At 73.5% G+C, this 18,435-nt stretch carries 14 protein-coding genes; 9 read left to right on the forward strand and 5 right to left on the reverse strand.

What is annotated here, in order from left to right; translation table 11 throughout:
* Positions 1-69: 69 nt before the first annotated feature.
* The 3 genes from AC0B61_RS25205 (at position 70) to AC0B61_RS25215 (ending at position 5,099) form a co-directional block, all read left to right on the forward strand.
* Positions 70-2,334 (forward strand): M9 family metallopeptidase, encoded by a 2,265-nt coding sequence (locus tag AC0B61_RS25205; RefSeq protein WP_471743002.1) that lies wholly within the window; start codon positions 70-72, stop codon positions 2,332-2,334.
* 668 nt (positions 2,335-3,002) lie between these two features.
* Entirely contained in the window at positions 3,003-3,953 is a 951-nt protein-coding gene (locus AC0B61_RS25210; RefSeq protein WP_471743003.1) for a cytochrome P450, read from the forward strand.
* A gap of 120 nt (positions 3,954-4,073) precedes the next feature.
* A complete protein-coding gene (locus tag AC0B61_RS25215; RefSeq protein WP_471743004.1) occupies positions 4,074-5,099 on the forward strand; it encodes a JmjC domain-containing protein in 1,026 nt (341 codons plus the stop codon).
* 345 nt (positions 5,100-5,444) lie between these two features.
* Here AC0B61_RS25215 and AC0B61_RS25220 read toward each other — a convergent pair whose 3' ends face one another.
* The 3 genes from AC0B61_RS25220 to AC0B61_RS25230 all read right to left on the reverse strand — a co-directional run bounded on the left by AC0B61_RS25220 (position 5,445) and on the right by AC0B61_RS25230 (position 9,392).
* Entirely contained in the window at positions 5,445-8,711 is a 3,267-nt protein-coding gene (locus AC0B61_RS25220; RefSeq protein WP_471743005.1) for a type 2 lanthipeptide synthetase LanM family protein, read from the reverse strand.
* A gap of 156 nt (positions 8,712-8,867) precedes the next feature.
* Positions 8,868-9,047: a hypothetical protein gene (locus AC0B61_RS25225; protein WP_471743006.1), complete on the reverse strand. Its 180-nt coding sequence runs from the start codon at positions 9,045-9,047 to the stop codon at positions 8,868-8,870.
* 165 nt (positions 9,048-9,212) lie between these two features.
* Positions 9,213-9,392: a hypothetical protein gene (locus tag AC0B61_RS25230; protein ID WP_471743007.1), complete on the reverse strand. Its 180-nt coding sequence runs from the start codon at positions 9,390-9,392 to the stop codon at positions 9,213-9,215.
* A gap of 340 nt (positions 9,393-9,732) precedes the next feature.
* Here AC0B61_RS25230 and AC0B61_RS25235 point away from each other — a divergent pair, with 340 nt between their 5' ends.
* From AC0B61_RS25235 to AC0B61_RS25245, 3 genes are all read left to right on the forward strand, one after another.
* On the forward strand, positions 9,733-10,239 hold the full coding sequence (locus AC0B61_RS25235) for a histidine kinase (protein WP_471743008.1): 507 nt from the start codon (positions 9,733-9,735) through the stop codon (positions 10,237-10,239).
* Positions 10,240-10,457: 218 nt separating this feature from the next.
* A complete protein-coding gene (locus AC0B61_RS25240; RefSeq protein ID WP_471743009.1) occupies positions 10,458-11,699 on the forward strand; it encodes a sensor histidine kinase in 1,242 nt (413 codons plus the stop codon).
* Positions 11,696-12,385 carry a response regulator transcription factor gene (locus AC0B61_RS25245; RefSeq protein WP_471743010.1) on the forward strand — a complete coding sequence of 230 codons (690 nt, stop codon included), beginning with the start codon at positions 11,696-11,698 and terminating at the stop codon, positions 12,383-12,385. Before AC0B61_RS25240 ends, AC0B61_RS25245 begins: the two co-directional genes overlap by 4 nt.
* Before the next feature lie 104 nt (positions 12,386-12,489).
* Here AC0B61_RS25245 and katG read toward each other — a convergent pair whose 3' ends face one another.
* Positions 12,490-14,706 carry a catalase/peroxidase HPI gene (gene katG / locus AC0B61_RS25250; RefSeq protein WP_471743011.1) on the reverse strand — a complete coding sequence of 739 codons (2,217 nt, stop codon included), beginning with the start codon at positions 14,704-14,706 and terminating at the stop codon, positions 12,490-12,492.
* Positions 14,707-14,982: 276 nt separating this feature from the next.
* Here katG and AC0B61_RS25255 point away from each other — a divergent pair, with 276 nt between their 5' ends.
* Positions 14,983-15,396: a Fur family transcriptional regulator gene (locus AC0B61_RS25255; protein ID WP_471743012.1), complete on the forward strand. Its 414-nt coding sequence runs from the start codon at positions 14,983-14,985 to the stop codon at positions 15,394-15,396.
* Positions 15,397-15,414: 18 nt separating this feature from the next.
* Here the strand turns inward: AC0B61_RS25255 and AC0B61_RS25260 are convergent, their stop codons facing one another.
* Positions 15,415-16,446, reverse strand: a complete 1,032-nt coding sequence (locus AC0B61_RS25260; RefSeq protein ID WP_471743013.1) for a helix-turn-helix transcriptional regulator — start codon at positions 16,444-16,446, stop codon at positions 15,415-15,417.
* A 113-nt stretch (positions 16,447-16,559) separates the two neighbouring features.
* On the opposite strand from AC0B61_RS25260, the gene AC0B61_RS25265 reads away from it, so the two are divergent.
* Both AC0B61_RS25265 and AC0B61_RS25270 read left to right on the forward strand, forming a co-directional pair.
* Entirely contained in the window at positions 16,560-16,958 is a 399-nt protein-coding gene (locus AC0B61_RS25265; protein WP_471743014.1) for a VOC family protein, read from the forward strand.
* 131 nt (positions 16,959-17,089) lie between these two features.
* Complete coding sequence (locus tag AC0B61_RS25270) at positions 17,090-18,265, forward strand: tetratricopeptide repeat protein (RefSeq protein ID WP_471743015.1); 1,176 nt, start codon at positions 17,090-17,092, stop codon at positions 18,263-18,265.
* Positions 18,266-18,435: the final 170 nt, after the last annotated feature.

Here is an 18,435-nt window from a genome sequence, read left to right on the forward strand (position 1 = left end):
CACATTGGAGCGCCCGCGTCCCCAACCACGCGGCCACTACCGGCCCCACCGGCCCGGAGGCCCCCACCCATGCGTCCCTTCCGCATAGCGAAGGCGAACGCGCGCAGAGTCCCTGCGCTCGGCGCCGCCTTCTTCCTCGCCCTCGGACTCTTCGCCCCCCAGGCCCACGCCGCGGACAAGCCGTCGGCCCCCGCCCCCGCCCCCGCCGCCAAGGCGGCCGCGCCCCGCGCGATCCCCGTGCCCAAGTCCCCCGACACGCCCAAGGACGCCCGGCCGCTGGCCGCGGACCCGCAGGCCAAACCCGACGCCCCGACGGCGGGCAGCACCGTCGGTGCGAACGCCGGCAAGCCCAAGCAGCTCACCGCCAACGCCTGCGACGTCTCCGCCTTCACCGGCAACTCCGGTGCCGCGCTGGTCCAGCAGGTCAAGTCGGCCGGGCTCGACTGCATCAACACGCTGTACAACCTCACCGGCAACAACGCCAAGGGCGCCTTCGACGAGGCCCAGATGACCACCGTCGCCAACGCCCTGCGCGACGTCTCCGCCGCCTACCCCGGCGACGACTCCACCTCCGCCGGGCAGTTGGTGGTCTACCTCCGCGCCGGCTACTACGTGCAGTGGAACCAGCCCGACGTCGTCGGCTCGTACGGCAGCAACCTGCAGACCGCGATCCGCGGCGCGCTGGACGGCTTCTTCGCCGCCCCGCACAGCAAGGACGTCACCGAGGCCAACGGCCAGACCCTCGCCGAGGCCGTCACCCTGATCGACAGCGCCCGGGAGAACGCCCGCTACACCGGCGTCGTCAAGCGGCTGCTGAACGACTACACCGGCGCCTGGACCGGCTCGATGGCCGCCGCCGTCGGCAACACCGAGACCGTCATCCGCCGCGGCCTCGAACTGCCGGCCTTCACCACCGCCCTGCAGGCCGACCCGTCCTTCGCCACCACCATGGCGTCCTTCGTCACCCGCAACGGCTCCCAGCTCAACGGCTCGGACCTGGTGACGAACGTCGGCATGCAGATCGGCAACCTGCTCTCCCAGGACGCGCTCAAGCCCCAGGCCCGGCCACTGGTCAAGGACCTGATCAACCGCTACCCGCTGGTCGGCGCCACCGGCCCGCTCACCATGAACCTGGTCTGGTTCGCGGAGAACAAGGACGCGGGCAACTGCGCCTACTACGGCACGTGCGACCTGCCCACCCGGCTCGTCCCGCTCGTGCTCACCGTCGACCACACCTGCAACGCCCACCTGCGCATCCGCGCCCAGGACATGACCGCGCAGCAGCTCGCCGACACCTGTACCAGCCTCATCAACGAGGACACGTTCTTCCACGGCGTGGTCAAGGACAACGGCCCGGTCGCGAACGACAACAACACCAGCCTCGAGGTCGTCGTCTTCGACGACTACTACAACTACAGCCTCTACGCCTGGGAGATGTACCACATCGCCGTGGACAACGGCGGCATGTACGAGGAGGGTGATCCGGCCAAGGTCGGCAACCAGGCCCGCTTCATCGCCCACGAGGCCTCCTGGCTGCGCCCCCAGTTCCAGATCTGGAACCTCAACCACGAGTACACCCACTACCTCGACGGCCGCTACGACTTCTACGGCGACTTCGAGGCCGGCATGACCACCCCGACCGTCTGGTGGGTCGAGGGCCTCGCCGAGTACATCTCGTACAGCTACCGGGGCGTCCACTACGACGACGCGGTCGCCCAGGCCGGCAAGGGCACCTACGCGCTGAGCACGCTCTTCGACAACACCTACGCCAACTCCGACTCCACCAAGGTCTACAACTGGGGCTACCTCGCGGTGCGTTACATGCTGCAGTCGCACCCGCAGGACGTGACCGCGCTGCTCGGCAAGTACCGCGTGGGCGACTGGAACGGCGCCCGCGCCCTGCTCAAGACCACCATCGGCACCGCGTACGACGCCGACTTCGCCACCTGGCTCAAGGCCTGCGCCGCCGACAACTGCGGCTCGCTGCCCACCAGCCAGGCCCCCCTGTGCACCGCCGCCGACGCCCGGCAGTTCGACAAGAACTGCCGCCGCGACGGCGTGGCCGCCACCACCGGGAACTACAGCTACAGCTTCCTGAACCTGCCCGCCGGGGTGAAGCAGCTGACCATCACCACCAGCGGCGGCACCGGCAACGCCGACCTCTACTACAACGGCGGCGCCTGGGCCACCACCGGCTCGTACCAGGCCAAGTCGGCCAACAGCGGCAACGGCGAGACCCTGACCATCGCCAACCCGCCGTCCGGCTGGGTGTACTTCAGCCTCTACGGCCAGCAGGGCTTCAACGGCGTCACCGTCACCACGACCTACAACTGACCTACAACTGACCGACCCGGCAACCCGGCACTCCCGTACCTACCGAGGGCCCCGCGGCGACGCGGGGCCCTCCGCCGTTTCCGCCCACGCCGCGCCCACCACCCATGTCACCCGGCCTGGAGTGGGGTTATAACGATCCGCCCAGCAAATGCGCCGTTAATGTTGCGCAGAGATTAAATCCACGATGTCCAAGGGGTGTCAGGGACGGCGGCCTTCGGTTAGGGTCCAGAACCAGATGAAGCGGTCCGGATTCCATTGCCGGAATACCGGATTCGCCGAACGCCCAGGGCGTGCCCGCCTGGCGTGCCCGCTATCACGGAATGGAGAACACCCATGAAGATGATCAAGGCGATCGCCAAGAAGTTCAAGCGCAACGAGGACCTCTCCGCCCACGCGTGGGTCCTGCACGTCATCTGACGCACCATCACCGGCGGGGGGCGCGGCCGAGCCGCCGCCCCCCGCCGGTACCGGGCGGAACCCGCATTTCACCGCCATTCCGATAAGGCTGGATTCCCGTGGGAGAAGTGGAAGAAGTGGAAGAAACGGCGCCGGCCCCGCTGTGCCCCCATTCCGTCGTCTACGCCCCGAGGATCCGGGGCCTACTGGCCCGGAATGAAAAGGTATTCCGGATCGACGCGACCACGGTCGGAATCTCCGACCGCGACCTGATGGCCGAGGTCGTCGCGGCGCGCCCCGTGCTGTCCACCGAACGCTCCGTCTACAAGCCCGCCGCCGGCGCCGACATCCACCACGACAGCGCGACCCGGACCATCCGCGCGCTGGGCCAGGACGTGCTGGCGGGCATCCGGACGCCACCGCCCCCGATCCGCGGACTGTCCGGCCGCTGGCCGTACGCGGCCACCTCCCACCTGCGCCGGTGGCTCTACTCGTCCGACCCCCTGCCGGTCTCCCTGCTGTCGAGACGCGGCGTCACGCGCTCCGACACGCTCTCCCGGATCGTCGACCGCGCCGTCACCGTCTGGCCGGGATCCGAGGCCGAAGGCAGGTCGACCGCACTGGCCGAGCTGATCCGCGGTGCGTCCGACCCGCTGGACCGAAGACAAGCCATCGCGATGTACCGGCGCGCGACGGCCACCCTCTGCGACGGCGTGGCCGCACTGGCCGGCAACGCGCTGTGGCTCCTGCGACAGGAACAGGAACAGGAACGAGGCGGGGAGCGGGCACCGGACGGGGAGGCGGCCCGCACCGACCTCACCGCGGTCCTGTGGGAGACGCTGCGGCTGCTCCCGCCCGCATGGATGCTGTGGCGCAACGGCGGAGAGGCGTACACCGGCCTGCACCCCGAGATCCGCGCCGAGGACAACGTGGCGCTGCTCCCGCTCCTGATGCACCGCCACCCCGACTACTGGCCGGACCCACTGGAGTTCCGGCCCGAACGGTGGACCGGGGTGGCCGACCCGGAGAAGACGCCCGCGTTCATGCCGTTCGGGTTCGACGGCGCCCGCTGCTGGGCCAAGCACCTGGTCGTGCCCCTGGCCGCGCGCCTGCTGACCACCGCCCTCGACGACGGAATCGTCATCCGCAGACCGCGGCAGGACGCGCCCGTTCCCCTGCGCTCCCTGCTCTCGGTGCGGTTCGAGGCATCCGTCGGCGCGTGAGCGCACCGAGCGTGCGCACCGCGCAGCCCGACACCGCCGGACCCTCGCCGGACACCCCACCGGCTGCCGCGCAGGACACTTCGCCGGACACCCCCACCGGACACCCCCACAGGACACGCCATGGAATCGCCCACGCTCGCCGCCTGGGTAGGCGACCTCGACAGCTTCGCCCGCCGCCAGTGGCAGCGCGAACCCGCCGTCTTCACGCCGGGGCGGCCCGCCTCCCCGTTCGACCTCGACGCGTTGGACGCCGCCTTCGACGGGGGGCTGCTGCGCGCCCCCTACCTGGAGATGGTCCGCTCCGACAAGGTCGTCGTCCCGCCCGACGCCTACACCACGTCCCGCGTGGTCAACGGCGTGCCGCACGACGGCTTCGCCGACCGCGCCAAGGTCATCGCCCGCCTGCGCGCCGGGGCGACGCTGCTGCTGCGGTGCGTCGACCAGTGGCACCGGCCGACGAGCGAGCTGGTGACCCGACTGTCCGAGGAACTCGACCGGCGCGTGGAGGCGTTCTTCTTCCTCACGCCCGCCGGCGGCCAGGGGCTCGCGGTGCACCGCGACGACGCCGACGTGTTCGTCCTCCAGGCGGCCGGCCGCAAGACCTGGTACGTGCACGACGCACCGGCGGTGGCGGACTGGTCGCTGGGAGAACTCCCGGACGACGAGCGCTCGCCCCGGCTCCTGCACAGCGTCCTCGAACCCGGCGACGTGCTCTACGTCCCGCGCGGCTTCGCGCACCGCGCGGTGGGCGCGGCCGGGCTGTCCGCCCATCTGTCGCTGACGGTCCGCGACCTCTCCCTGCAGGACCTGCGGACGGCCCTCGGACAGCGGCTGGCCGAAGGGCTGGACGTCCCCGCGCGCCCGCTGGGCGAGGCCGCGATCGCCGACGCCTGCGCCGCGCTGCTCGGCCACGCCCGGGCGGAGCTCGACACGGTCGAACCGGCGGACCTGCTGGCGGAGGCACGCGCGGCCGAGGCGCGGCGGCGGGCCACGCCCGCACCGGCGGAGACCTTCGCCGAGGCGGCCCGCACCTGGGCGGCCGCCGAGCCCGGCGCCAGGCGCAAAAGGCACGCCGGGCGCGCCGGGCTGGAGGCCGCCGGCCGCACCTGGCGCAGGCTGCGCGACGCGGCACGCCCGGCGGACTGACGCACTCCTGGTGGGCGTGGCGGGGGCGGCAGCGGTGCCGGTGGGCACTCTGCGGGGGCGGGCTGCCGGTGCGGACCCCGATCCTGGCAGCGGTCCGCGCCGGTGTCCGGCGTGTCTCGGCCGGTCTCACTCGATCCGGTCGATTCCGTGTCAGGGACGGCGGGTTGGTGGCAGTCGATCACTGCGAGGGTTCGCGATGTTCGATTCCACGGGATGCCCGAAGGCGGACCGAGCACCAGATGATCCGGTGATCGGAAGGGCTTACCGACCAAGTCGCCCGATCGGCGGGGTCGGGCGGGCAGGAGTGGTCGGGCGGGCAGACGGGGTCGGGCGGGGCGCGGGCGGTCAGACCGTCACCGGAGGGTGGAGGGCGAGGAGGGACGGCACCCGGTCCGGGGCGGCCAGGCGGAGGAGGCCGTGGCCGATGCCCGCGAGGCCGACCATGAGGGAGGGGCTGTGGACGCCGTGGGGAAGGCCGCAGACCCAGCCGCGGGTGTCGAGGGCGTCGAGGGTGGCGTGGGCCTGGGCGTGCCAGGGGGCGCCGGCGAGGTGGAGGGGTTCGAGGTTGCCGAGGTCGCCGTGGCAGAGGGAGAAGTTGAGGCCGAAGCCCTCGCGGCGCACGGTGTCGAGCGCGGTGTCCCGTTCCTTGCGCAGCAACTCGCCGCCGCCCGGGAGGAGTTCGGCGAGTTCGATCCTGGCGAGGGCGATGCCGGAGGCGCCGTGGCACCAGAGGGTGGGGAAGGACGGAGCGTGCGGGCCGCCGTCCTCGCGGACGTCGCGCCAGTTGGCGGCGGCCGGGTCGAACAGGGTGCGCTCGTACTTCAGCGCGGCGAGGGCGAGTTCGGGCGGCTCCGGATCGCCGAGGCGGCGGCCCGCGCGGGCGAGGGCCCAGGCGATGCCGGAGCCGCCGTGGGCGAAACCGGCCAGCGGGCGGCGCGCCGTCCCGGCGAGGGAGGCGGGGAGCCAGCCGACGCCGCCGTCGGGGTGCGGGGTGGCAGTCCGGGCGAGGCGGTCGGCGCAGGCGACGAGGGCGGCGGTGACGGCCCTGCCCGGCCGGACGGCCTCCCACGCGAGCAGGCCGGCGATGGTGCCCGCGTTGCCGGAGAGCAGGTCGTGGAGGGTGTCGTCGGGCGCGGTGGCCGCAATGCGGTCGATCACCAGCCCGGCGAGGACGTCCAGTTCGGCGTCGGGGCGGGCGGCGTCGGGGCTGGCGGCGCCGGGCCGGTCGGCGGCGAGGTGGGCGAGGGCGTAGAGCAGGCCGCCGGCGCCGGACAGTCCGCCGCCGAGCCGGTCCGCACGTCGACGGATCTGGTGATGCAACGTCAGTTCCGCTGCAGCGGCTGCAGATCCGTGATCCCGGTCGCCGGTGACGACGGCGAGCTGGTGCAGGAAGAGGACGATGCCTGCGGTGCCGCTGTACAGGTCGGGGCCGAGCTCGGCGGAGGCCCAGCGGCCGGGCGGGGTCCAGTTGGGGCCGGCCCAGGCGAGGTCAGCGCCGCCCCGGTAGGCCTCGCGGAGCAGCTGCTCGCCCGCTTCCACCGCCTTGGCGAGCGCGCGGACCGCAACGTCCTCTCCCCCTTCGGACGGCAGGTCGCCCGCCACCGCGAGCACCGCCCGGCGCGGTTCGCGCGCGCCGTCCGCCGTCGTCACCGAGAGCCGCAGCAGCTGGAGTTGCCGTGCGAGGTCGTCCTCGCCGAGACCTTCCGCCTTGGCGAGCGCGAGGTCGAGGGCGGGCCGGTCGGCGGCCTCCGGGATGACGGCGCCGGTGGCGGAGCGGGCGTCGACGCCGTCCGGGCGGATGGTGAAGACCGGCACGTCGCCGCGCCACAGGTCGGCGCGCTCGTGCTCGACGAAGGCGAGCGCGTGCTCCTCCCACCCGGCGAGCGCCCAGAGCCGGTCGAGGTGGCGGTCCTGGTCGAGGGCGTCGCGCAGCAGGTCCGGGTGGCAGGCGGTGTTGAGGAGGCTGCGGTACTCGAAGGTGTCGCGGCGCAGCATCCGCGTCTCGTCGGCCGCGAACGCGTGCAGCAGCATGCGGAGCCGGTCCTTGCCGGCGGCGAGCAGCCGGTAGGCCTCGGTGAAGCCGGCTTCCAGCTCGGCGAGGTGGTCGGCCGGTCGGAGCGGCTGCCCGGCGGGTACGGGCCGGCTGCCGGGCGCTTCGACGGGCAACCGCCGGTACTCCAGCCGGAGTTCGTCCGTCCCCTGGCCGACCAGGACGGGCACGGGCCGGGGCGGGAGGGCGGCCGGATCCCAGCCGAGGGCGGAGAGGTCGGTGCCGCCGTTGCCCTCGTCCCACAGGCGTTCGGGCAGCAGGCCGGAGCGCAGCACCGAGTGCCGGGCCTGGCGGCGGGCGAGGCGTTCGGACTCGGAGAGGTCCTTGGCGGGTTCGTGCAGGTCGGGGTGGAGGAGCGCCTCCAGGTCGATGAGGACGGGCTGGTCGCGGACGGCGAGCAGGTTCTGGGCGTGGCAGTCGACCGCGTCCAGGACGTACAGCAGCGCGGCGAGGGTGCCCGCGCGGTGGTAGAAGGCGCTCAACTCGGCGTCGCCGCGAGCGGGTTCGGCGGTGAGGTGGGCGACCCAACCGTAGCCGTCGCCGGGCAGGTGGGCGAGGTCGTGCAGGGGCAGCCGCAACTGGGGGTTGAGCCACCGCAGGAGCTGCTGGAAGTGGGTCTCGGCGCCGAGCGGGCGCGGCTTGTAGACGATCCGGACGCCGTGCTCGAAGCGCAGTGAGCTGACCGTGGCGCCGCCGCGGTGCGGGTCGCCGAGGCCGGTGGCGAGGCCGGTGAGGCGACCGAGCGGGCGGCCGTCGGCGAAGGTGGCGCGGAGGGCGGGCAGGTCGGCGGCGAGGCGGCGGAGGAGGGTGAGGGTGCTGCTCGTCCACTGCTCGGCGGCGGTGGCGAGGCGGTGCGCCAGGACCGGGTACTCGGCGAGGAGTCGCAGGGCCCGCTCGGGCCGGGCGAGCCGGCCGAGGAAGTCGCGGTACCGCCGTTCGGGGGTGTCGCCGGTCAACTCCCCGGCGAGGCGGGCGACATGGAGTTCGGTGATGACGGTCCGGGTGGCCAGTCCGTGGGCGGCGGCGGTGAGCGCGGGGAGGGCGAGCGCGGTCAGCTCGGCGGGGGCGCCGAGGACGGGGGCGTCCAGGGCGGCGATCCCGGCGCACAGGCGGTCCCGGGCGTCGGCGAGCAGCGGGGCGACGAGCCGGGCGAAGGCATGCCCCTCAGGGACGTCCAGGACGGGCGGCACCTCCAGGGCCGGCGAGCTGCCCGGTGCGGCCGGGGCAGCCGGGGCGGTCTCCCTGCGGAACGCCTCGGCGAGGCGTTCGGCCCACGGGGGCGGCCCGAGGCGGTCGGCGAGCGCGTCCGGATGCTCGGCGAGGAGGCTGTGCAGGGCCTCCGGGGTGAGGCCGTCGGCGGCGAGGCGGCGCTCGAACCAGCCGTCCCGGTCGAACGGCGCCTGGGCCCGCCAGCGCTCCAGCTTCCGGGTGGCGCGAGCAGCCCGTTCGGCGAACTCAGCAGACTGGGGGTGGAGGCGAGGGCCGTCCGACGCCGCCCGGCCGCGGGCGTGCAGCGGGACGGCGCGGGCGGCAGCCCGCAGGAATTCGGACGCGTCGACCACGGGGCGCTGCTGCCTCTCTCGTCTACTCGGCTCTGTTCGCTCGGTACCCCTCGCCCGCTCGGCACCCCTCGACGGCTCGGCACCCCTCGACGGCGGTCGGGAGGCGCACCCGGCCGGCTGTGCCTCCCGGCCGGGTGCGCCTCCCGCGAAGTCGGCTCACATGCTGCACATGCGCCAACAACTCGACGGGTTTTCGCAGGTGTTGAGCTGTACGGCGGCTGTGACGTACAGCTCGCTCGCCGGGTCGCCCGCCGGGTGCGGGCGGTTGGTCGGGTCGAGGGTGAGCCGGTAGTCCTCGTCCTTGAGTGCGCGGAGTTGGTCGGTGACGGGCAGCATGGGTGGGTGCCTCCCCGGAGGGGCCGGTCCGGCGACGGTCGCGCCGGTCGTCCGGATCCTGTCAGGACCCCTGCGGGCGCACCAGGGCCGTTGGGCGCCCGGTGCCGTTTTCCGGCCACGGTCGAACTGCGGCCGGACGTCCGGGGAGCCCGGCGCCCGTCGGCGTCAGAAGCTGCAGACGCTCCCACAGCTCGACCAGCCGCCGCAGGTGCTGGCCTGCACCGCGCCGGTCACGTAGACCTCGTCCGCCGGCTGGCCGGCCGGGTGGACCTGGTGGCCCTGGCCGAGGGTGAGCCGGAAGTCCTCGTCCTTGAGTGCGCGAACCTGCTCAGCCGTGGGCTGCATGGGGCCTCCTCCAAGCGTTCGGTCTGGCACGGGCGTGCCGGGTCGGGATCCTGGCAGTGTCTCGCCCGTCACACCAGGGTCTGCGCAGCGGCGGTCGGGATTTCGGCCAGGATCGAACTAGCGCCCCGCCGGGTCGTCCGGTAGCCCTCCCCCAGGCCACGCCCCACCCCTGCGCACCGCCCGGCCCGGCAGGCCGCCGTACACCTGTCCGAAATCCGGGCGGTGGCGGCCGGGTGGGCCCCGGGCCAGGTTTGGAGGTTCCGTTCCTGTGGCAGGCCCCGGCACCGGGGATCAGGATGGAAGCCCGGCCACCCGCCGGACCCGCCCCGATCGGAGTGCGATGAGCGACCAGCACAACGTCGTCCTGCTGACCTTCCCCGACACCGCCGGCTGGCACCCGGCCTTCGACGAGGCCCAGCACCTGCCCGGCCTACGGGTGGCGGCCGCGGTGGAGCGCAGCGCCGACGGACTGCTCGCGGTGAAGGACACCTTCACCCGGGGCGCGGGCGTGGCCACTGTCGGCTCCGGGCTGCTGGGCGGACTGGTGGGGCTGCTCGGCGGGCCGGTCGGCGTGCTGCTGGGCTTCGCGGCGGGTGCGGCGCTCGGCAACGCGGCGGAGGAGCGCCTGGCGTCGGAGACCGGCGCCGCGATGATCGTGCTCTCGCCCCGGGTGCCGGACGGCGGCGCGCTGCTCGCCCTGGACGTCCGCGAGTCCTCGCCCGGCCCGGCCGACGAGCTGGCCGCCCGGCACGGCGCGACGGTCGAGCGGATCGATGCCCACACCTTCACCGAGCAGGTCCGGGCGGAGGAGGAGAAGGCCGAGGAGCAGCCGGCGGACGAGCCGTAGGCCGACGCCGGCCGCCCCGGGGACGGTGACGTCCTCGGGCCCGTTGCCGAAGTCCCGTACCCCGCCCGTACCCGGCCCCGCACCCCGTCCGTACCCGGCCCCGTACCCCGTCCGGCGGACCGGGCGCGGCGTCATCCCTGCGAGGTAGTCACCGGGTGTACCGGTGGCAGCCACTCGTGGGGCTGTCCGCGGGGGCGCCCGGGCCCCACAATGTCCCGGTGATCAACCATCCGACGGTGCGACGGCTGCAGGCGGCTCTCCGCCGGGCCGACGGTCCGAGCGTCGCGCCGCCACCCCGGCCCACCCGGCGCGGCCAGGCCTTCGACGTGGCCCTGGCCCTTCTCCTCACGCTCGTCTGCGGCCGCTACGCCGCCCTCGCGGGCAACCCGAGTACGCCGACGGTGACCGGGCTAATGCCGCTGGTACCGCTCGTGCCGCTGCCGCTCGCGCTGCGCCGCCGCTTCCCGCTGGCGGTGCTGTGGACGGTGCTGCCGGCCGCGCTGCTGGTCCGCCACCAGTCGCAGGACATCGCGTACGCGGCGGGCGTGGCGGTGATCGTCGCCGCGTACAGCGCCGCCGCGTACGGGCGCCGTCGGACGGCGCTCCTGCTCGGCCTGCCGGCCTCGGCCGCCGCGCTGGTGGTGCTGTTCGCCGAGGCCAAGTTGCCGCACTTCCCCAACGGGGTGATCGCCGTGCTGGTCCTGGTGCCGGTGTTCGCGGTCGCGTACGAGCTGCGGATGTGGCGGCGCCGGGTCGACGAGGGGCGCGAGCGGCTCACCGCCCTGGAGCGCGAGCAGTTGGCCGCGCTGCGCCGCGTGGTGGAGCTCGAACGGGCGCGCATCGCCCGGGAGTTGCACGACGTCGTCACCCACAACGTGAGCATGATGACGATCCAGGCCGGGGCCGCTCGCAAGATCCTGGACAGCGCCCCGGACAGGGCCCGCGAGGCGATGGCCGCGGTGGAGTCCGGCGGACGTGCCGCGATGACCGAACTGCGGCACGTCATGGGCCTGTTGACGATCGATTCGGACAGCGGCGGCGATCCGGCCGCGGACGCCGACCTCAGCCCCCAGCCCGGTCTCGGCCGCCTGGACGCCCTCGTCGAGGGTGTCCGGCGGGCCGGGCTGCCGGTCGAACTCGCCGTCCACGGTGAGCACCGCGCCGTCCCGCCGGGGGTCGAACTGGCCGCCTACCGGGTCGTCCAGGAGGCCCTGACCAACACCGTCAAGCATGCGGGCGGCGGCGCCGCCGCGGTCACCGTCGAGTACGCCTCCGCCCACCTGAAGGTGGACGTCACCGACACCGGCGGCCGGCCCACCGGCGCCGCCGCCACCGGCAACGGACGCGGCCTGCTCGGCCTGCGCGAACGCCTCGCCGTCTACGGCGGCACCCTGCACACCGGCCCCGGGCCGCGCGGCGGCTACCGCGTCACGGCCCTGATCCCCCTGGAGAGTTCATGAGTGCGCAGCCCCTGCGTGTGGTGGTCGCCGACGACCAGGCCCTGGTCCGCACGGGGTTCCGGCTGATCCTGGAGTCGGAGGGGATCGAGGTGGTCGCCGAGGCCGAGGACGGCGAGCAGGCCGTCGCCGCCGTCCGCCGGACCGGTCCGGACGTCGTCCTGATGGACATCCGGATGCCCGGACTGGACGGGCTCGAGGCGACCCGCCGGATCCTCGCCGACCCGGCGCGGGAACCTTCGCGGATCATCATGCTGACCACCTTCGACCTCGACCACTACGTCTACGCGGCGATGGCCGCCGGGGCGAGCGGCTTCCTGCTGAAGGACGTCACCCCGGAGCACCTGACCGCCGCCGTCCGGCTGGTCCGCACCGGGGACGCCCTGCTGGCCCCCGCCATCACCCGCCGCCTGGTCGAGCGCTTCGCCCGCCCGGACGCCCCTGCGGCCGCCGCACCGCACCGCGAGCTGGGCACGCTCACTCCGCGCGAGCTGGAGGTGACGGCGCTGCTCGCGCGCGGTCTCAGCAACGCCGAACTCGCCGCCGAGCTACAGCTGTCCGAGGCGACGGTGAAGACGCACGTGGCCCGGATCCTCGGCAAGCTGGGCCTGCGGGACCGCGCCCAGGTGGTGGTCGCGGCGTACGAGACGGGGCTGGTCAGCGTGGGCTCCGCCGGCCGGCCGCGGTGACCGCGGTGAGGTAACGCGTCGACGGCAGAACACACCGGCAGCAACGCGCCGCGGGAGCCCGGGGGTTGACGCCCCCGGGCTCCCGCGGTCGGTCGCCGTGCGGATCAGACGAGGTCGAAGCGGTCCGCGTTCATGACCTTGACCCAGGCCGCGACGAAGTCCGTCACGAACTTCTCCTTGGCGTCGTCGCTCGCGTACACCTCGGCGACGGCCCGCAGTTCGGCGTTCGAGCCGAAGACCAGGTCGGCCCGGGTGCCGGTCCACTTGACCCGGCCGACGGCGTCCCGCGCCTCGAAGGTGTGCGAGTCCTCCGAGGTGGCCGCCCAACGGGTGTCCAGGTCCAGCAGGTTGACGAAGAAGTCGTTCGTCAGCACGCCGACCGTCTCGGTGAGCACACCGTGCGCGGACTGGCCGTGGTTGGCGCCCAGCACGCGCAGGCCGCCGACCAGCACGGTCAGCTCCGGGGCGCTCAGGCCCAGCAGGTTCGCCTTGTCGAGCAGCAGGTGCTCGGCCGGCAGCCGGTTGCCCTTGCCGACCCAGTTGCGGAAGCCGTCCGCCTTGGGCTCCAGCGCGGCGAAGGACTCGGTGTCGGTGAGCTCCTGCGACGCGTCGACCCGGCCGGGCGCGAACGGCACCTCGACGGCGAGGCCGGCCGCCCTGGCCGCCTGCTCGACGCCGACCCCGCCGGCCAGGACCACCAGGTCGGCGAGCGAGACCTGCTTGTCGCCGGCCTGCGCGTTGAACTCCTGCTGCACGCCCTCCAGGGTGCGCAGCACCGACGCCAGCCGGTCGGGCTCGTTGACCTCCCAGCCGATCTGCGGCTGCAGCCGGATCCGGCCGCCGTTGGCGCCGCCGCGCTTGTCGCTGGAGCGGTAGGAGGAGGCCGCCGCCCAGGCGGTGGAGACCAGCTCGGCCACCGACAGGCCGGTGGCGTTGATCCGCCGCTTGAGGTCGGCGACGTCGGCCGGCTCGACCTGCTCGTACGAGGCCTCGGGCAGCGGGTCCTGCCAGAGCAGCTGCTCGGTCGGGACCTCGGGGCCGCGGTAGCGGACGACCGGGCCCATGTCGCGGTGGGTGAGCTTGTACCAGGCGCGGGCGAAGGCGTCCGCGAACTCGTGCGGGTTCTCCAGGAAGCGCCGGGAGATCGGCTCGTAGACCGGGTCGAAGCGCAGCGACAGGTCCGTGGTGAGCATGATCGGGACGTGGCGCTTGGCCGGGTCGTGGGCGTCGGGGACGGTGCCCTCGCCGGCGCCGTCCTTCGGCTTCCACTGGTGGGCACCGGCCGGGCTCTTGGTGAGCTCCCACTCGTAGCCGAACAGCGTCTCGAAGAAGCTGTTGTCCCAGGTGATGGGGGTCGGCGTCCAGGCGCCCTCGAGGCCGCTGGTGATCGCGTCGCCACCCACGCCGGTGCCGAAGGCGCTCTTCCAGCCGAGGCCCTGCTGCTCCATCGGGGCGTCCTCGGGGTCCGGGCCGACGTTGTCCGCCGGGCCGGCGCCGTGGGTCTTGCCGAAGGTGTGGCCGCCGGCGATCAGCGCGACGGTCTCCTCGTCGTTCATCGCCATCCGGTGGAAGGTCTCGCGGATGTCGCGGGCGGCGGCGATCGGGTCCGGGTTGCCGTTGGGGCCCTCGGGGTTGACGTAGATCAGACCCATCTGGACGGCGGCCAGCGGGCTCTCCAGCTCGCGGTCGCCGGTGTAGCGCTGGTCGGCCAGCCAGGTGGTCTCGGGGCCCCAGTAGACGTCCTCGTCGGGCTCCCACTCGTCCACCCGGCCGCCGCCGAATCCGAAGGTCCGGAAGCCCATCTCCTCCAGGGCGACGTTGCCGGTCAGGACGATCAGGTCGGCCCAGGACAGGCTGCGGCCGTACTTCTTCTTCACCGGCCACAGCAGGCGGCGGGCCTTGTCCAGGCTGGCGTTGTCCGGCCAGCTGTTCAGCGGGGCGAAGCGCTGCTGGCCGCCGCCGGCGCCGCCGCGGCCGTCGCTGATCCGGTAGGTGCCGGCGCTGTGCCAGGCCATCCGGATCATGAACGGGCCGTAGTTGCCGTAGTCGGCCGGCCACCAGTCCTGGGAGGTCGTGAGGACCTCCTGGATGTCCCGCTTGACGGCGGGGAGGTCGAGCGCGTCGAAGGCCGCCGCGTAGTCGAACTCCGCACCGAGCGGGTTGGCGACGGCGGGGTTCTTGGCAAGGATCTTCAGGTTGAGCCGTTCCGGCCACCACTGGCGGTTCCCGCCGCCCTGGGTGGGGTGCGGCGCGCGCCCGTGGTTCACCGGGCAGCCCTCCGCCTTCGCCTCTACGCCGGTTGCATCGTGGATGTCAGACATGGGAATCCTTCCCTCACAAGGCGGATCGCTGTCTTTCTAGCTACCTTCGGCACCTACCGGTGCTGGCTGGAGCCGCGCGCCACGTGTTGCCGCTGCGTCGTGCAACAACGGGAGCCACGTGCTGCTGCTACCCAGGCTAGCGCCGGAGCCGATCCTACGATGGACTGAATCCAAGTCAAGAAAGACACCAAACCCATATCCCATCGGGATCCGGACGGCACCGGATGTGCATTGGTAAACTCCGGTCTTCCCCTTGACCTGAATAGGTGAACCGATATGAGTGATCTGCTGGAGCGGCTGCGCGGGCGCGGCTGGCGCCTGACCTCCCAGCGGAGAGTCGTGGCCGAGGTCCTGGACGGCGAACACGTGCACCTGACCGCGGACGAGGTGCACGCCCGGGCGGCGGACCGCCTCCCGGAGATCTCCCGTGCGACGGTCTACAACACCCTCGGCGAGCTGGTCACCCTCGGCGAGGTCCTCGAGGTCTCCACCGACGGGCGCGCCAAGCGCTACGACCCCAACGCCCACCACCCGCACCAGCACCTGGTCTGCACCGGCTGCGGCACCATCCGCGACGTCCACCCCCGCGGCAACCCGCTCGCCGACCTCCCGGCGGAGCAGCGCTTCGGATTCGCCGTCTCGCAGGCCGAGGTCACCTACCGGGGGCTCTGCCCGACCTGCTCGGGCTGACCGGCCGGGCGTCCGGCGTCAGCTCCGGCGGGCAGCGGCCGCGAGCCGGTCGGCCAGCGCGACGACGAGGTCGCGCAGCTCGTCCGGCCGCTCGAGGACGAACGGCCGGTCGAGGGACGCGAGCAGGGGAGGCAGCCAGTCCAGCCGCTCCGCCCGCACCTCGACGCGGAGCCAACGCTCGGCGTGCGGGTCCGCGGTGTGCGCGGACTCGGGCCCGTTCACGCTCCCGGTCTCGGCTTCCGCCACGCTCTCGGCTTCCTCGACGGTCGCGATGTCGGCGGGGAGCCGGGCGCGGATCTGCTCGACCGTCCCGTGGATCCGCAGCGTGACCTCGTGCCGGTACGCCGCCGTGGCCAGCCCGGACAGGACGCGCTGCGCCGGATCGACCCCGGCGGGCGGCTCGAACGAGCCCGGCAGGGCCCTCGCGTCCTCGATCCGGTCGAGCCGGAAGGTCCGGTCCTGGCCGATCCCGGGGTCGGCGCCCGTGACGTACCACCGCCCCCTGTGCGTGACGATCCCGTACGGGTGCAGCGTGCGTTCGCTCCGCCGGCCGTCCCGGCCGGTGTACCGGATCGAGATCGGGCGGCAGTGGCGCACCGCGTCGGCGACGGCGAGCAGGACCCCGGTCTCCGGGGTGGCCGACTCGCCGGGCGCGGCCGTGAAGGCGAGGGATTCCATGACGGCGTCGAGCCGGTGGGCGAGTCGCTCGGGCAGCGCCCGGCGGATCTTGGCCGCCGCCGTCTCGCCCGCGGTCTCGGCCGCCGTCAGCAGTCCCGTCCGGCGGCCGGCGGCGAGGCCGAGCAGCACGGCGAGCGCCTCGTCGTCGTTGAGCATGAGCGGTGGCAGGCGGTACCCGGGGGCGAGCCGGTACCCGCCGTAGCGGCCGCGGACCGACTCGACGGGGATGTCGAGGTCGACGAGGTGGTCCACGTACCGCCGCACGGTGCGCCCGTCGACGCCGAGCCGGTCGGCGAGTTCGGCCACCGTTCTGATCCCGCCCGACTGCAGGAGTTCGAGGAGGGTGAGCACGCGGCCGGTGGGTCGAGCCATGGCCACGAGCCTAGCGGCGATGCCTGAGGAATACCGGACCGATTCTGTCCACTATTTGGCCTAGCGTCCGAAGGGCAACGACAACGGCATCACCCACCCGAGCGGAGAGCACCATGGACCTCGTTTCGATCCGGATCATCACCGGCGACATCGCACGCCTCGTCGCCTTCTACGAGCGGGCCACCGGCGTGCGGGCGCAGTGGTCCACCGAGGACTTCGCCGAACTGCGGACCCCCCGCGGAACCCTCGCGATCGGCAGCACCCGCACCGTGGCACTGTTCGCGCCCGGCTGCGCCCGTCCGGCCGACAACAGCACCGTGATCATCGAATTCCTCGTCGCCGACGTGGACGGCGTCCACCGGAACCTGGCCGATTCCGTCGCCGACTTCGTGACGGAGCCCACCACCATGCCCTGGGGCAACCGCTCGCTCCTGCTCCGCGACCCCGACGGCAACCTCGTCAACTTCTTCACCCCCGTCACCCCGGCGGCGATCGAGAAGTTCGCCCGCTGACGGCACCACGGCCACCGGGGCGGTGGCCCGGGTCGAGGGGGTCGCCGTTGGTACCGGGTGACCGTGGTCGAGGTGGTTCCGCAACGCCATAATGGGAGCCATTCGACACACCGGGCGGCGGGGGCGGGCAGGTGCGGGGCTGGCAGGTCAGGAACGACATCGGCGGCGGCACGGTCAACGGCAGCGTCTTCCAGGCCGGCGAGCTGACGGTCAACCAGTACGCGGCGCCTGCCGACGAGGTGCGGTGGCCGCTGGTGATCGGCCGGATCCCGCCGAGGGCGACGGCTTTCCAGCCGCGCGAGGGACTGCGGCGGGCCATCGACGAGGCCCGGGGGCGGCACGGGACGGTGGTGCTCAGCCAGGTGCTGGCGGGTGGTGGCGGCGTCGGGAAGTCCCAACTCGCCGCCCACTGCGCGCGCGAGGCCGTCGAGGCCGGTACGGACCTGGTGCTGTGGGCGGACGCGACCGAGGCCGCCGCCGTGACGGACGTCTACGCGCGGGCCGCCGCGGCGGTTCGGGTCGCGGGACCGGGCGGTGCGGCCGAGCAGGACGCCGAGCGCTTCCTGGAGTGGCTGGCCACCACCGATCGCAGCTGGCTGGTCGTCCTCGACAACGCCACCGACCAGACGCCGGAGGGCCTTTGGCCGGTCACGAGCCGCGGCGGGCGCGGGCGGGTGGTCGCCACCACCCGCCACCGGGGCGCGGCCAGCACGGGGAGCGACCGGACGCTCGTCGACATCGGCACCTACTCCCCCGCCGAATCCGCCGCCTACCTGTACCACAGCCTCCTCGACGCCGGTTCGTACACCGCTGCCGTCCGGCACTGGAGCCTCGTCGCCGCCGTCCTGGAACGGGCCTTCGGCTCCGATCACCCCGACACCCTCACGAGCCGCGACAACCTCGCCGCCGCCCACCACCACGCCGGACACCCCGACGAGGCCGTCGACCTGCAGGAGCGTGTCCTCGCCGACCGCGAACGCACCCTCGGTACCGACGACCCGAGCACCCTGGCCACCCACGGCAGCCTCGCGGATTACTACCGGCGGGCCGGGCGGGTCACCGAAGCCGTCGACCTCCAGGAACGCCTCCTCGCGGCCTGCGAGCGCGTCCTCGGCCCCGACCACCCCGTCACGCTCGTCAACCGCAACAACCTCGCCGCCTCCCACCAGCAGGCCGGACACACCGACAAGGCCATCGGCCTCCAGGAACGCGTCCTCGGTGCGGACCACCCCACGACGGTGACGGTACGGGAGAACGTGCTCACGACGGCCGGGCCCGAGGCTCCGACATCACTCGACGGGGACTGACGGGGGCCGGCCGGGGCTGACGAGGGTTTGGGCGGAGTCGTCGGAGCGGCGCAGGCTGTCGCGCGGGAGGCCGGGACGACCCTGGGTCCGGAAAACCACCCGGCCCGGGAATCGGCACGATCACCGCGTGGTTGGGCCAAGGCGACGGGTCAGTACGGCACTCCCAGACG

It is taken from the genome of Kitasatospora sp. NPDC023385 (assembly GCF_055664045.1).

What these genes read in the sequence shown, in the direction of transcription:
- AC0B61_RS25210 (WP_471743003.1), top strand. Translation starts at nt 3,003, where the DNA reads ATGGCCGAGGTCGTCGCGGCGCGCCCCGTGCTGTCCACCGAACGCTCC.
- AC0B61_RS25230 (WP_471743007.1), bottom strand. Translation starts at nt 9,392, where the DNA reads ATGCAGCCCACGGCTGAGCAGGTTCGCGCACTCAAGGACGAGGACTTC.
- AC0B61_RS25265 (WP_471743014.1), top strand. Translation starts at nt 16,560, where the DNA reads ATGGACCTCGTTTCGATCCGGATCATCACCGGCGACATCGCACGCCTC.
- AC0B61_RS25205 (WP_471743002.1), top strand. Translation starts at nt 70, where the DNA reads ATGCGTCCCTTCCGCATAGCGAAGGCGAACGCGCGCAGAGTCCCTGCG.
- AC0B61_RS25225 (WP_471743006.1), bottom strand. Translation starts at nt 9,047, where the DNA reads ATGCTGCCCGTCACCGACCAACTCCGCGCACTCAAGGACGAGGACTAC.
- AC0B61_RS25255 (WP_471743012.1), top strand. Translation starts at nt 14,983, where the DNA reads ATGAGTGATCTGCTGGAGCGGCTGCGCGGGCGCGGCTGGCGCCTGACC.
- AC0B61_RS25245 (WP_471743010.1), top strand. Translation starts at nt 11,696, where the DNA reads ATGAGTGCGCAGCCCCTGCGTGTGGTGGTCGCCGACGACCAGGCCCTG.
- AC0B61_RS25215 (WP_471743004.1), top strand. Translation starts at nt 4,074, where the DNA reads ATGGAATCGCCCACGCTCGCCGCCTGGGTAGGCGACCTCGACAGCTTC.
- katG (WP_471743011.1), bottom strand. Translation starts at nt 14,706, where the DNA reads ATGTCTGACATCCACGATGCAACCGGCGTAGAGGCGAAGGCGGAGGGC.
- AC0B61_RS25260 (WP_471743013.1), bottom strand. Translation starts at nt 16,446, where the DNA reads ATGGCTCGACCCACCGGCCGCGTGCTCACCCTCCTCGAACTCCTGCAG.
- AC0B61_RS25235 (WP_471743008.1), top strand. Translation starts at nt 9,733, where the DNA reads ATGAGCGACCAGCACAACGTCGTCCTGCTGACCTTCCCCGACACCGCC.